11 protein-coding genes are annotated in these 12,746 nt (G+C 72.2%); 5 read left to right on the forward strand and 6 right to left on the reverse strand.

Annotated features, from left to right (window positions below; genetic code table 11):
• Positions 1 to 132: 132 nt before the first annotated feature.
• The 4 genes from trpB (at position 133) to lgt (ending at position 4,319) form a co-directional block, all read left to right on the forward strand.
• A complete protein-coding gene (gene trpB, locus J8N05_RS16210) occupies positions 133 to 1,425 on the forward strand; it encodes a tryptophan synthase subunit beta (RefSeq protein WP_210883524.1) in 1,293 nt (430 codons plus the stop codon).
• Positions 1,422 to 2,237 carry a tryptophan synthase subunit alpha gene (gene trpA, locus J8N05_RS16215; protein ID WP_210883526.1) on the forward strand — a complete coding sequence of 272 codons (816 nt, stop codon included), beginning with the start codon at positions 1,422 to 1,424 and terminating at the stop codon, positions 2,235 to 2,237. The genes trpB and trpA overlap by 4 nt, the downstream gene beginning before the upstream one ends.
• 94 nt (positions 2,238 to 2,331) lie before the next feature.
• A complete protein-coding gene (locus J8N05_RS16220) occupies positions 2,332 to 3,108 on the forward strand; it encodes a DsbA family protein (RefSeq protein WP_210883528.1) in 777 nt (258 codons plus the stop codon).
• 110 nt (positions 3,109 to 3,218) lie between these two features.
• The gene (lgt, locus tag J8N05_RS16225; RefSeq protein WP_210883530.1) at positions 3,219 to 4,319 is read left to right on the forward strand and encodes a prolipoprotein diacylglyceryl transferase; all 1,101 of its coding nucleotides are present in this window, start codon (positions 3,219 to 3,221) and stop codon (positions 4,317 to 4,319) included.
• Between the two features lie 69 nt (positions 4,320 to 4,388).
• Here the strand turns inward: lgt and J8N05_RS16230 are convergent, their stop codons facing one another.
• From J8N05_RS16230 to J8N05_RS16255, 6 genes are read right to left on the reverse strand one after another with little or no spacing between them, the layout of a single operon-like run.
• Positions 4,389 to 5,237, reverse strand: a complete 849-nt coding sequence (locus tag J8N05_RS16230; protein ID WP_210883532.1) for an HpcH/HpaI aldolase/citrate lyase family protein — start codon at positions 5,235 to 5,237, stop codon at positions 4,389 to 4,391.
• Positions 5,234 to 6,436, reverse strand: coding sequence for a CaiB/BaiF CoA transferase family protein (locus tag J8N05_RS16235; RefSeq protein ID WP_210883533.1), 1,203 nt, complete (start codon positions 6,434 to 6,436; stop codon positions 5,234 to 5,236). Before J8N05_RS16235 ends, J8N05_RS16230 begins: the two co-directional genes overlap by 4 nt.
• Positions 6,433 to 7,887 carry an ADP-ribosylglycohydrolase family protein gene (locus J8N05_RS16240; RefSeq protein WP_210883535.1) on the reverse strand — a complete coding sequence of 485 codons (1,455 nt, stop codon included), beginning with the start codon at positions 7,885 to 7,887 and terminating at the stop codon, positions 6,433 to 6,435. The genes J8N05_RS16235 and J8N05_RS16240 overlap by 4 nt, the downstream gene beginning before the upstream one ends.
• On the reverse strand, positions 7,884 to 9,080 hold the full coding sequence (locus tag J8N05_RS16245; protein ID WP_210883537.1) for an ADP-ribosylglycohydrolase family protein: 1,197 nt from the start codon (positions 9,078 to 9,080) through the stop codon (positions 7,884 to 7,886). Before J8N05_RS16245 ends, J8N05_RS16240 begins: the two co-directional genes overlap by 4 nt.
• Positions 9,081 to 9,087: 7 nt before the next feature.
• A complete protein-coding gene (locus J8N05_RS16250; protein WP_407699912.1) occupies positions 9,088 to 10,470 on the reverse strand; it encodes an ADP-ribosylglycohydrolase family protein in 1,383 nt (460 codons plus the stop codon).
• Positions 10,467 to 11,480: an ADP-ribosylglycohydrolase family protein gene (locus J8N05_RS16255; protein WP_210883539.1), complete on the reverse strand. Its 1,014-nt coding sequence runs from the start codon at positions 11,478 to 11,480 to the stop codon at positions 10,467 to 10,469. Before J8N05_RS16255 ends, J8N05_RS16250 begins: the two co-directional genes overlap by 4 nt.
• Before the next feature lie 293 nt (positions 11,481 to 11,773).
• On the opposite strand from J8N05_RS16255, the gene J8N05_RS16260 reads away from it, so the two are divergent.
• Positions 11,774 to 12,505 (forward strand): VIT1/CCC1 transporter family protein, encoded by a 732-nt coding sequence (locus J8N05_RS16260; protein ID WP_210883541.1) that lies wholly within the window; start codon positions 11,774 to 11,776, stop codon positions 12,503 to 12,505.
• Positions 12,506 to 12,746: the final 241 nt, after the last annotated feature.

A 12,746-nucleotide genomic window follows, 5' to 3' on the forward strand; every position in this document is an offset into this window, starting at 1 on the left:
GCGCCCCTTTCGGGGCGCTGCCGAACCGCAGATGAGTCGAGAGCTGCTCATCGAACTCATCGAAGGTGACATGCGATCCACGTGACCCCATTCCGACCTATCCCGGGGCCGACGCCCCTGTGAGGTGTCCGCATGTCCAGCGAGTTCTTCATTCCCGACCCCGAGGGTCGGATCCCCAGCGCCGAGGGCTACTTCGGCGCGTTCGGCGGCAAGTTCATCCCGGAGGCGCTGGTCGCCGCCGTGGACGAGGTCGCCGTCGAGTACGACAAGGCCAGGTCCGACCCCGAGTTCGCCCGGGAACTGGACGACCTGCTCGTCCACTACACCGGCCGGCCCAGCTCCCTCACCGAGGTCGAGCGGTTCGCCGAGCACGCCGGAGGCGCCCGGATCTTCCTCAAGAGGGAAGACCTCAACCACACCGGCTCCCACAAGATCAACAACGTGCTCGGCCAGGCCCTGCTCACCAAGCGCATGGGCAAGACCCGCGTCATCGCCGAGACCGGCGCGGGCCAGCACGGCGTCGCCACGGCCACCGCCTGCGCGCTGTTCGGCCTCGAATGCACCATCTACATGGGCGAGATCGACACCCAGCGCCAGGCCCTGAACGTGGCCCGGATGCGCATGCTCGGCGCCGAGGTCATCGCCGTGAAGTCCGGCAGCCGCACGCTGAAGGACGCCATCAACGAGGCCTTCCGCGACTGGGTCGCCAACGTCGACCGCACCCACTACCTGTTCGGCACGGTCGCCGGACCGCATCCCTTCCCGGCGATGGTCCGCGACTTCCACCGCGTCATCGGCGTCGAGGCCCGCCGCCAGATCCTGGAGCGCGCGGGCCGCCTCCCCGACGCGGCGATCGCGTGCGTCGGCGGCGGCTCGAACGCCATCGGCCTCTTCCACGCCTTCATCCCCGACGCGGACGTACGCCTCATCGGCTGCGAGCCCGCCGGACACGGCATCGAGACCGGTGAGCACGCGGCCACCCTGACGGCCGGCGAACCGGGCATCCTGCACGGCTCCCGCAGTTACGTCCTCCAGGACGAGGAGGGCCAGATCACCGAGCCCTACTCGATCTCGGCCGGGCTCGACTACCCGGGCATCGGCCCCGAGCACGCCTACCTCAAGGACAGCGGCCGGGGCGAGTACCGCGCCGTCACCGACGACGCGGCCATGCAGGCACTGCGCCTGCTGTCCCGCACCGAGGGCATCATCCCGGCCATCGAGAGCGCGCACGCGCTCGCCGGGGCGCTGGAGGTCGGCAGGGAACTCGGCCCGGACGGGCTGATCGTCGTCAACCTCTCGGGCCGCGGCGACAAGGACATGGACACGGCCGCGCGCTACTTCGGCCTGTACGACGAGGGCGCCGACGCCGTCGTCGAGGCGGACGCCGACGGCGACACCGCGGAGATCGAGGGGGACGCCAAGTGAGCGGCAACGTACAGCTGTTGAGTGACACCCTCGCCGGGGCGAAGGAGGAGGGCCGGTCCGCGCTGATCGCGTACCTGCCGGCCGGCTTCCCGACCGTGGACGGCGGCATCGCGGCGATCAAGGCCGTCTTCGACGGCGGCGCGGACGTCGTCGAGGTCGGGCTGCCGCACAGCGACCCCGTCCTGGACGGACCCGTCATCCAGACCGCCGACGACATCGCCCTGCGCGGCGGCGTCAAGATCGCCGACGTGATGCGCACGGTCCGCGAGGCGCACGAGGCGACCGGCAAGCCCGTCCTCGTGATGACGTACTGGAATCCCATCGACCGCTACGGCGTGGAGCGCTTCACCGCCGAGCTGGCCGAGGCGGGCGGCGCCGGGTGCATCCTGCCGGACCTCCCCGTCCAGGAGTCGGGGCTGTGGAGGGAGCACGCGGAGAAGCACGGCCTCGGGACCGTCTTCGTCGTCGCGCCCAGCAGCAAGGACGCCCGGCTCGCCGAGATCACCGCGGCCGGTTCCGGCTTCGTGTACGCGGCCTCGCTGATGGGCGTCACCGGCACCCGCGCGTCCGTGGGCGCCCAGGCGCAGGAACTCGTCCGGCGCACCAAGGCCACCACCGACCTGCCGGTCTGTGTCGGCCTCGGCGTCTCGAACGCCGTACAGGCGCGCGAGGTGGCCGGCTTCGCCGACGGCGTCATCGTCGGTTCGGCGTTCGTGAAGCTGATGCTGGACGCTCCCGACGAGGCCGCGGGCCTGGAGGGCGTGCGCGCCCTCGCGGCCGACCTCGCCGAAGGCGTGCGCGGCGCGGTGTAGTCACACGATGTGGTGATGAACGGTTCACTCACTCGAACGGGTGGACCTGGGGCCGGGGAGGCGCGGTGCGCCTCCCCGGTTCGTTCTGCGGGATGTGAGCGAGAAGAACCGTGAGGGAAAGCGCACCGCCCGCGAGCGGCTGGCGGAAGAGCGAGACAAGCAGAAGAAGTCCGACAAGCGCCGCCGGGTGCTGGTCGTGGGCGGCGCGATCGTCTGCGTACTGGCGCTGGCCGGGGTGATCGGCGTTCTCGCCGCGAACTCGGGCGGCGGCAAGGCGGACACCGAGGCGGGCCCGCTGACGGCTCCCTCGGGGGCCAACGGCGACGACAGCCTCGCCATCCCCGTCGGCAAGGAGAGCGCGAAGTCGACCCTCACCGTGTGGGAGGACTTCCGCTGCCCGGCCTGCAAGAGCTTCGAGGACGGGTACCGCTCGACGGTCCATGAGCTGACGGAGTCCGGACAGCTGAAGGTGGAGTACCACCTGGCGACCCTGATCGACGGGAACATGCGCGGCAGCGGCTCCCTGCGCGCCGCCAACGCCGCCGCGTGCGCCCAGGACGCCGGGAAGTTCCCCGCGTACCACGACGTGCTGTTCGAGAACCAGCCCGCCGAGACGGACGACGCGTACGCGCAGAACAGCAAGCTGATCGAGCTGGCCGGCAAGGTCGACGGACTGACCACCGCCCCGTTCAAGAAGTGCGTCGAGGACGGTACGCACGACAGCTGGGTCGCCAAGTCCCACCAGGCCTTCCAGGGCGGCGGCTTCAGCGGCACCCCGACGGTCCTGCTGAACGGGAAGAACATCTACCAGGACCAGTCGATGACCCCGGCCAAGCTGAAGCAGCTGGTGCAGCAGGCCGACAAGGCGTGAGCCCGGAGCGGGGCCCTCCGATCGGCAGGGTCCCGCCCGGTCTCGTTATGGACCCGTAGCCCGGGCGGGTTGCCCGACGTGCCGCCCGGCAGGGTAGCGTCGACCCCGCCATGGAATTTGCCTATATCCCCAGTCCTTCGCGCGGTGTGCTGCACCTCGGCCCCATTCCGCTGCGTGGCTACGCGTTCTGCATCATCATCGGCGTCTTCGTAGCCGTCTGGCTCGGCAACAAACGCTGGGTCGCGCGCGGGGGCCGGCCAGGCACCGTGGCGGACATCGCCGTGTGGGCCGTGCCGTTCGGCCTCGTCGGCGGGCGGCTGTACCACGTCGTGACCGACTACCAGCTGTACTTCAGCGAGGGTCAGGACTGGGTCGACGCCTTCAAGATCTGGGAGGGCGGCCTCGGTATCTGGGGGGCCATCGCGCTCGGCGCGGTCGGCGCCTGGATCGGCTGCCGCCGCCGTGGCATCCCGCTGCCGGCCTGGGCCGACGCCCTCGCCCCCGGCATCGCCCTCGCGCAGGCCATCGGCCGCTGGGGCAACTGGTTCAACCAGGAGCTGTACGGGCGCGAGACCGATCTGCCCTGGGCGCTGCACATCACGTCCGTGACGGACGGCCGCGAGCCCGGCTACTACCACCCGACGTTCCTGTACGAGTCGCTGTGGTGCATCGGTGTCGCGGTCCTCGTCATCTGGGCGGACCGCCGCTTCAAGCTCGGCCACGGCCGCGCCTTCGCGCTGTACGTCGCCGCGTACTGCGTAGGCCGCTTCTGGATCGAGTACATGCGTGTCGACGAGGCCCACCACTTCCTGGGGCTCCGTCTGAACGGCTGGACCTCGATCGTCGTCTTCCTCCTCGCCGTGCTCTACATCGTGCTGTCGGCGCGCAGCAGGCCGGGCCGTGAGGAGATCGTCGAGCCGGGCGCCCCGGACGACGACACGGACGGGGACGGCGCCGCGGCTGACCTGGACAAGAAGCCCGAGGACGAGAAGTCCGGGGACAAGAAGTCCGAGGACGACACCGGGGCAGAGGCCGCGGACTCCGATTCTGATTCCGACTCCGTCGAGGAGAAGGAAAAGACCAAGACGGAGACCAAGACGGAGATCAAGGCGGAGACCAAGGCAGGGACCAAGGCGGAAGCCACGGAAGACGCCGAGGTGACGGACAAGGTGGAGGAGAAGGACGAGGCCGGTTCGGCCAAGAAGTCCTGACCTCCGCGGTTACGTGGAAGGGGGCGCCCCGGGTTCCGGGGGCGCCCCCTTCCACGTAACCGGTCCTCTTCAGAGGCGGCGGGCCAGCGCCAGCGTGCGGTGCGCCCCCGCCACCACCGCCGTGTCGATGAAGCGGCCGTCGGGGAGGGCCTGGGCGCCGGGGTGGCCGGCCGCCGCACCGAGGATCGTCTCGGCCGTCTCGATCTCCTCCGGAGTCGGCAGATAGGCGGCCTCGATCACCGGGAGCTGACGGGGATGGATGGCCGCGCGGCCGAAGAAGCCCAGGTCACGGCCGTGGGCGCAGGATGCCGCCAGCCCTGCGAGGTCGCGTACGTCGGGGTGGACGGACTGGGGCGGTGGGGCGAGGCCCGCCGCGCGGGCGGCCACGACCACGCGGGAGCGCGGCCAGTCGAGGCCCGCGTCGGAGCGTACGCCCAGGTCGGCCCGTAGATCGGCCTCGCCGAGCGCGATGCCGTGCAGGGCGGGATGGGCCGTGGCGATGGCGAAGGCGTGCTCGACGGCCAGGGCCGATTCCAGGAGGGCGTACAGGGGGAGGCCCGGGACGAGTTCCGTCGTCCGCAGGATCTCGGCGGGGGAGGAGACCTTCGGCAGACGCAGGCCCGCGAGCGTGCCGAGCGCGGCCGGGGTGCGGAGGGCGTGCAGGTCGGCGATGGACTCCGGGTCGTCCAGGGCGTTGACGCGGACGTGCACCGGGACCGGGGGCCGCTCGGTGAGGAGTTCGGCGGTGGCGGCGCGGGCGTACTCCTTGCGGTCGGGGGCGACCGCGTCCTCCAGGTCGACGACGACCACGTCGGCACCTGCGGCCAGTGCCTTCGCCACCACCTCGGGGCGGTCGCCGGGGACGTACAGCCAGGTGAGCTGAGCCCCCGTCCTGACCTGGGTGGTTTGGGTGGTCACAGGGCGCCCTCCGCCCGGAGCTTGCCGATCTCGTCGTCCGTCAGGCCGAGTTCGGTGAGGACCGCGTCCGTGTCGGCGCCGTGCGGGCGGCCGGCCCAGCGGATCTCGCCGGGGGTGTCGGTGAGGCGGAAGAGGACGTTCTGCATGCGCAGCGGGCCGAGTTCGGGATCGTCGACGGTGGTGATCGAGTCGAGGGCCGCGTACTGCGGGTCCTCCATGACATCGCGTACGTCCTGGACGGGGGCCACCGCCGCCTCCGCCTTCTCGAAGGCGTCGATGACGTCGGCGCGGGTGTGCCGGGCGATCCACGAGCCGACCGCCTCGTCGAGGACGTCGGTGTGGCGGGCCCGCTCCGCGCCCGTGGCGAACCACGGCTCGGTGATCAGCTCGGGGCGGCCGACCAGGCACATCACGCGTTCGGCGACCGACTGGGCCGAGGTCGAGACGGCGACCCAGGTGCCGTCGGCGGTGCGGTAGGTGTTGCGCGGCGCGTTGTTCTGGGAGCGGTTGCCGGTACGGGCCTGGACATGGCCCAACTGGTCGTACCAGAGCGGCTGCGGGCCCAGCACCGTGAGGATCGGCTCGATGATCGCCATGTCCACGACCTGCCCCCGGCCCGTGCGGTCGCGCGCGGCCAGGGCCGTCATCACCGCGTACGCCGTGGCCAGGCCCGCGATCGAGTCGGCGAGGCCGAAGGGCGGCAGGACCGGCGGGGCGTCCGGCTCACCGGTGATCGCGGCGAACCCGCTCATCGCCTCGGCGAGCGTGCCGAATCCGGGGCGGCGCGCGTACGGGCCGAACTGGCCGAAGCCGGTGACCCGGGCCAGTACCAGTCGGGGGTTCGCGGCCGACAGCTCCTCCCAGCCGAGGTCCCACTTCTCCAGCGTGCCCGGCCGGAAGTTCTCGATGATCACGTCGGCGGAGGCGGCCAGGCGCAGCAGGGTGTCGCGTCCGCCGTACGTCGAGAGGTCCAGGGTCATCGTGCGTTTGTTGCGGCCGAGGAGTTTCCACCACAGGCCGATGCCGTCCTTCGACGGGCCGTGGCCGCGGGAGGGGTCCGGTCTGCGGGGGTGCTCGACCTTGACGACCTCCGCGCCGAAGTCGCCGAGCATCGTGGCGGCGAGGGGTCCGGCGAAGAGCGTCGCGAGGTCGAGGACGCGAAGGCCGTCGAGGGGGGCCGGGGCGGGGGTGGCGGTCATGGGTGCGGGGCCTCCGGGGGGATCGGGTGCGGGGCCGGCTGTGTGTCCGGGCGCGTGGTCAGCCGGGCGGTCAGTTCGGCGAGGGTGTCGAAGCCTGTTCCGTCGAAGTCGCCGACGGTCGTGGCCAGGCGGTTCTTGAGGGGGGTCGTCCAGCGGGACGGGAGCGCTTCGGGACTGCCCGCGAGCAGGCCCGCGATCGAACCGGCCGTCGCGCCGTTCGAGTCGGTGTCCCAACCGCCCGACACCGCACGGCAGATGGAGGCCGTGAAGTCGCCGTCCGCGTGGGTGAGGGCGGCGGCGAGCAGGGCCGTGTTGGGGACGGCGTGGACCCAGTGGTACGAGGAGTGGGCGGCGTGCAGTTCGTCCACGACCCGGTCGAAGTCCTGGTGCCGTTCGGCGAGTTGGACGGCTTGATGGATCGCCAGAGCCAGGCGTGACTCCGGGGGGACGACCGTGAGGCCCGTACGCAGGCACGTGTGGATGTCGCTCGTGCCGGTGGCCGCCTCCGCGATGACGGCCGCCGTGAACATCGCCGCGTAGACGCCGTTGGCCGTGTGGGTGAGCACGGCGTCCCGGTGCGCCTGTTCCGCGGCGGCCGCGGGGGCGCCCGGGTTGGTCCAGCCGTGGACGTCCGCGCGGATCAGGGCGCCGATCCACTCGCGGAACGGGTTGCGGTGGCGGGCCGTGTGCGGGGGTTCGACGCCGTCGAGGAGGTTGCGGTAGGCGACCCGTTCCGCCGTGAACGTACGGCCCGCGGGGAGTTCGTCCAGCCAGAGGCGGGCCACGTCCGTGGTGGTGAAGTCCCTGCCGTGGCGTTGGATCAGGAGGAGGTTCAGGAGCGGGTAGTTGAGGTCGTCGTCCTCCGGCATGCCGTCGATGTTCTCGGCGAGGGAGGTGGGGGCGGAGCGGCGGTTCCAGGGGTACTCGGCTTTGAGCTCGGGGGGCAGGCCGCGTTCGGTGAACCAGGTGGTGAGGGGCCAGTTGCCGGTGGCGCCGGCGAGTTGGCGGATGGCCGTGAGGGGGAGCTTCTCCACCGGTTTGCCCAGGAGGCAGCCGGCGGCTCTGCCGAGCCAGGCTGCTTGCAGGGCTGTCTCTTCCCCTGACCCGCCCCTTCCCGAAAGCGGGGGCTGCGCCCCCACGCCCCCCGGAGTGCGGCTGGTGGGCCAGTTCGGGCACAGGGACTTGACCTCGTAGAGGTCTGTCGGCTCGTTGTCCGCCAACGTGCTCGGCAGGTCCGCCAGTTCGTCCAGGAGGTCCTGGGACAGGGCGCGTAGGTACGGGGAGGCCGGGTGGGGAGAAGCGCCTGCTCTTCGGGGCGCGCGGGGGCCGCCCGCTCTGTGCCAGCGGGTCGCGATCGCCTCGGGGCGGCGGCCGTCCTCCTCCGCCTGGCGCAGTTCGTGGCCCAGGAGGTCTTCCGGCTGGACCCAGGTCAGACGCAGGGGGGACGTCATGACAGCTCCGCGTACGCCGTCTCGTGGGCGCGGCGGCGGGTGACGTCCCGGGCGAAGATCTCCTGGGTCACCTCGGTGAGGGTGCGCGCGGGGGCCTTCAGGTCCAGGCGGCTGGCCTCCGCCACCGTCTTGGCCCAGTCGGACGGGATCTCCGCGCCCAGGGCGCCCGCGAGAGCGCCGGACATCGTCGCGATGGAGTCGCAGTCGCGGCCGTAGTTCACCGAACCCAGCACCGCGTGCCGGTAGTCGCCGCCGGAGACCAGCAACATCGCGAGGGCCACCGGCAGTTCCTCGATCGCGTGGACGCGGGAGGGGCGGCGGGCGCCCAGGGACGGGCTGCGGTAGTCCGGGCCGACCGTGTCGTACGGGGCGACCGTCTCCCGCAGCGGACGCAGCGCCGACTCGAAGTCCGAGTACCGCGAGGCCGTGTCGCAGACCGTCTCGATCGCGGCCCGCGTGCCGTCCTTCGCCACGGCGAGACAGGCCTCGACCACCGACTCCGGGGTCGCGCCGGGTGTGCAGGCCGCCGCCACGGCCGCCGCGAAGACACCCGCCGCCTCGCGCCCGTACGACGACTGGTGGGCGCCCGCGACGTCGAGGGCCTCGGCGTACGCGCCCGCCGGGTTCGCCGCGTTGACCAGGCCGACCGGGGCCATGTACATCGCGGCACCGCAGTTGACGATGTTGCCGGTGCCGGCCTCGCGCGGGTCCACGTGGCCGTAGTGGATCCGGGCCACCAGCCACTTCTCGGCGAGGAAGATCCGCTGGAGGGGCAGGGCGTCGGCTTCGAGCTCCGGGATCCAGCGGGGCGTCGTCATCAGGTCGGGCACCAGGTGTCCGGCGACGGCGTACGCGTCCAGGTGGTCGCGGACCGTCGCGTACACCCGTACCAGCGCGTGCGTCATCAAGGTGTCGTCGGTGACGTGTCCGTCGCCCTTGTGGTACGGGGCGACGGGGCGTGCCGTGCGCCAGTCGTCGCCGTGCCAGGGGCCGACGATGCCGTGGACGCGTCCGCCGTGCCGTTCGACGATCTGCTCGGGGGAGTAGCCCTCCACGGGGCCGCCGAGCGCGTCGCCGACGGCGGCTCCGACGAGGGCGCCGGTGATCCGGTCTTCCAGGGTTCCTGTTTCCTCAGTCCCCTTTTCTTCACCTCTGTTCGCTCTGTTTACTTTTTTGTCGTTTTTTGTCTTCATGCCCGGATCATGCACCCGGGAGGGTCAGTTCCGTCGCTTCCAGGAGATCGGCGAGTCCGATGAGGTCCGTGCCGGTCAGGCGCGGCAGCGTGCAGCCGGAGAGGGTGCGGCAGGCGTCGCGCCAGGCGGCGGGGATCGCCGTCCCGCCGCCGAGTGCGCCGGTCAGCGCGCCGGCGAGGGCCGGGGCCGAGTCTGCGACCCGGGACAGACACGCCGCGGCCGGTACCGCCTCCGCGATCCGGCCGCGGGCGGCGACCGCCAGGGCGAGGGCGACCGGGACGGTCTCGGCGGCGGCGATGCCGTAGCTGTACACGTGGTCGACGATCTGGTGTTCCAGGAGGGGGACGAGGCCGAAGGCGCCGTCTCCGTTCGCGTGGGCGTCGTCGGCGAGGGCCAGGGCGTGGCGGGCGTTGCGGCCGATCTCCGTGGCGTCCGGGAGTTCGGCCAGCGCCGCTTCCGCGCAGGCGTCCACGTCGGCGCCGCTCAGCGCGAGTGCGACGGCCGCGGCCATCGCGCGGGCGCCGTGCACGCCGTCGCCGTCCTGGGTGTAGCGGGCGTCGAACTCGGCCAGTTCCGCGGCGGACCGGGGGTCTCCGGGGTGGGCGACCGCCAGGACGCAGGCCCGTACGCAGGCCGCGTCGTCGAAGTAGTGGGGGTTGTCGTGGCCCGAGGCGGGTGGGCGCAGACCGTTGGCGAGGTTGCCGAGGCCTGCTCGTACGGAGATGCGGGCGCGCAGGGGGAGTACCGCCGACTCGACCTCGGGGGCCCGGTCCGCGGCGGCGGCGACCTCGCTGGCGATCGTGTTCCAGGAGAGGTCGATCGCCGCGCGCATGCGGCGGGCTCGGCCGAGGTCGCCCAGTGCGGCGGCGTCCGCGGCCCGCAGGACCGCCTCCGCGGCGAAGGCCGCCCACTCCGCGTCGTCCGAGGGGCCCAGGCGCAGGGGTTCGGGGGGTTGGTTGAGGGCGATGGGGACGGGGAGGGTGGTGGTGGCGTTCTGTTCGGCGAAGGTGTCCAGTTCGCGGGTGAGGCGTCTGGTCCATTCGGGCATGCGGGTTGCTCTGTGCCTTGCTGCCGGCCAACCCGCGGCGTCGCCGGCCGCCAGGCCGAGTAGGAGGCCTTCGATTCGGCGGGGTGGGTTTGTCGGGTGCGGGTTCGTTGTGGCTTGTTGCGCAGTTCCCCGCGCCCCTGAAGGGGTGGGGGGTGCGGGGTCGTGTGTCGGGTGCGGGTTCGTTGTGGCTGGTCGCGCAGTTCCCCGCGCCCCTGAAAGGCGTGCCTCTGGCGGCGTTTCTTGCGCCGTTCCCCGCGCCCCTGAGAAGCGCGTCGCTGAAAGGTGCGCCCTTGACGGGTGTGCCTCTGGAAGGTGGGGCTCTGGGGAGTGTGCGGGTGTCATTGGGATTCCTCTGGTGGGGTCAGTAGGTCTGCTACGTCCAGGACGTGGTGGCCCTGCATCGAGGGGAGGCAGCTGCCTTTCGCGGGGCCGATCGCCGACGCCCAGGCCGGTGGGATCGCGGCGGTGCCGCGCGTGGCGCCGGCCAGGGCGCCCGCCACCGCCGCCGTCGTGTCGGCGTCGCGGCCCATGTTGACCGCCGTGAGGACGGCCTCCTCGAAGTCGCCGTCGGCCGCCGCGTACGCGCCGAAGGCCAGGGCGACGGCCTCGGGGGCCAGGTCCGTCCAGGGGTAGCCGCCGATGACGACCGCCGAACGGACCGCGCGTTCGCCGCGATGCGCGCAGGCCACCGCCCTGCGCAGGGAGCGCGCCGTCCAGGAGTCGTCGGGGACGACCGCGAGGGCGGAGGCGACGACGGCGATCGTGGGGGCGCCCGCCATCGCCGCGGCGACGCCCGCCGCGACGGCCTGCCCGCCGTAGATGCCCTCGCCGTCATGGCTCACCGAACCGTCGATCGCCACCAGCCGGGCCGCCTCCGCGGGGCGGCCCGCCGCGAAGACCCCGAAGGGCGCCGCCCGCATGGCGAGGCCGTCGCTCCAGGCGTGCCGGTGCTGGGCGGAGATGGGGGCGGCGAGCCCCCGGCGCAGGTTCTCCAGCGTGCCCCGTTCACTGAAACCCGCGCCCCGGAACGGCCCCTCGTCGCGGTCCGCGATCCACTGGTGCCAGGCCGCCTCCACATGGGCGACCGTGAGCGCCGAGCCGTGCCGGGCCAGCAGCAGGCCCGAGAAGATCGCGTACTCCGTGTCGTCCGTACCGGCCGGCTGCTCGGCCACGTATCCCGTGATGCGGCCCCAGCGCGCGCGGATCTCGGACGGTTTCATGTTCTCGGCCGGTGCCCCCAGCGCGTCCCCTACGGCGAGACCCAGCAGTGCGCCGCGCGCACGGTCGCGGAGGGCGGTGGCGCCCCCGTCCCCGGGCGCCGGTACCGGCGGAACGCAGGCGATCGATGCCATGGCGGCCCCTCTCCTTCGCGGGGTCCCGGGCGATCGGAAGCCAGTCGCAGGCCGGCCGGGAGCCCCTTTGCGGATGTGTCCCCCGGGGAGGGTCCGCCGGAGCCTCACGAGCCCCAGAGTCACCCGGTCGACATATGTGCGAAGGTCGCCACGGATGAGCGGAAGGGGGTGAAAGCGCAGGTAAGTACGGCCTTCCTTGCTGGCGGGGGCGGAATTTCAGGCGTAGGTTCGCAGTTGTCCAAAAGTAGAAGCAGTCCAAACAAGCAGTGAACGAACACTTGGGGGACCCCCGCATGGCCATCATCGAGACCGAGGCCGCACTGCACGAGGCGCACCGCGACAACCACACCCACCGGGATGTCAACGGCGGGTGGCTGCGCCCGGCCGTCTTCGGCGCGATGGACGGTCTCGTCTCCAACCTGGCGCTGATGACCGGTGTGGCCGGCGGAGCCGTCTCCCATCGGACCGTCGTCATCACCGGGCTCGCGGGACTGGCCGCGGGCGCCTTCTCCATGGCGGCCGGCGAGTACACCTCCGTGGCCTCGCAGCGCGAACTCGTCGAGGCCGAACTCGACGTGGAGCGGCGGGAGTTGAGGAGGCACCCGCAGGACGAGGAGCATGAGCTGGCGCTGCTGTACGAGGCCCGCGGGGTGGAGCCCGCGCTCGCCGGTGAGGTCGCCCGGCAGCTGTCCCGCGACCCCGAGCAGGCGCTGGAGATCCACGCCCGGGAGGAGCTGGGCATCGATCCCGGCGACCTGCCCTCGCCCGTCGTCGCCGCCGTGTCGAGCTTCGGCGCGTTCGCCCTGGGCGCCCTCCTCCCCGTCCTGCCGTACCTGCTGGGGGCCGCCACCCTCTGGCCCGCCCTGCTGCTCGCCGCGCTCGGACTCTTCGCCTGCGGGGCGATCGTCGCCCAGGTGACCGCCAGGTCGTGGTGGTTCAGCGGGCTGCGGCAGCTCGCCCTGGGCGGGGCCGCCGCCGGTGTGACGTACGCCCTGGGCAGTTTCTTCGGAACGGCCGTAGGATGACCGGCACCGCTTGATCGCGCACCTATGCACGGGACTGCATAAGTAGCCGTTACTCGGCGGTTTCGAACGCTTAACCATTGGGCATGAGCCGTAAGCGCCGCGGGCAATGACGACCGCGCCGCACCACACGCACATCATCAGCAGCAGGTGACGTTGCCTGCCGTGATCGGGCCGACGGTCATTGATCTGACCGAAAAGGCCCCCTTTTTCAGCCGCCACGAGCGGCGCCTCGCCGCGACCC

This window comes from Streptomyces liliiviolaceus, assembly GCF_018070025.1.
Taxonomy (GTDB): Bacteria; Actinomycetota; Actinomycetes; order Streptomycetales; family Streptomycetaceae; genus Streptomyces; species Streptomyces liliiviolaceus.

Excerpts from the sequence above, each read along its gene's own strand:
- trpB (WP_210883524.1), top strand. The coding sequence starts at position 133 with ATGTCCAGCGAGTTCTTCATTCCCGACCCCGAGGGTCGGATCCCCAGC.
- lgt (WP_210883530.1), top strand. The coding sequence starts at position 3,219 with ATGGAATTTGCCTATATCCCCAGTCCTTCGCGCGGTGTGCTGCACCTC.
- J8N05_RS16235 (WP_210883533.1), bottom strand. The coding sequence starts at position 6,436 with ATGACCGCCACCCCCGCCCCGGCCCCCCTCGACGGCCTTCGCGTCCTC.
- J8N05_RS16240 (WP_210883535.1), bottom strand. The coding sequence starts at position 7,887 with ATGACGTCCCCCCTGCGTCTGACCTGGGTCCAGCCGGAAGACCTCCTG.
- J8N05_RS16245 (WP_210883537.1), bottom strand. The coding sequence starts at position 9,080 with ATGAAGACAAAAAACGACAAAAAAGTAAACAGAGCGAACAGAGGTGAA.
- J8N05_RS16250 (WP_407699912.1), bottom strand. The coding sequence starts at position 10,470 with ATGACACCCGCACACTCCCCAGAGCCCCACCTTCCAGAGGCACACCCG.
- J8N05_RS16255 (WP_210883539.1), bottom strand. The coding sequence starts at position 11,480 with ATGGCATCGATCGCCTGCGTTCCGCCGGTACCGGCGCCCGGGGACGGG.
- J8N05_RS16260 (WP_210883541.1), top strand. The coding sequence starts at position 11,774 with ATGGCCATCATCGAGACCGAGGCCGCACTGCACGAGGCGCACCGCGAC.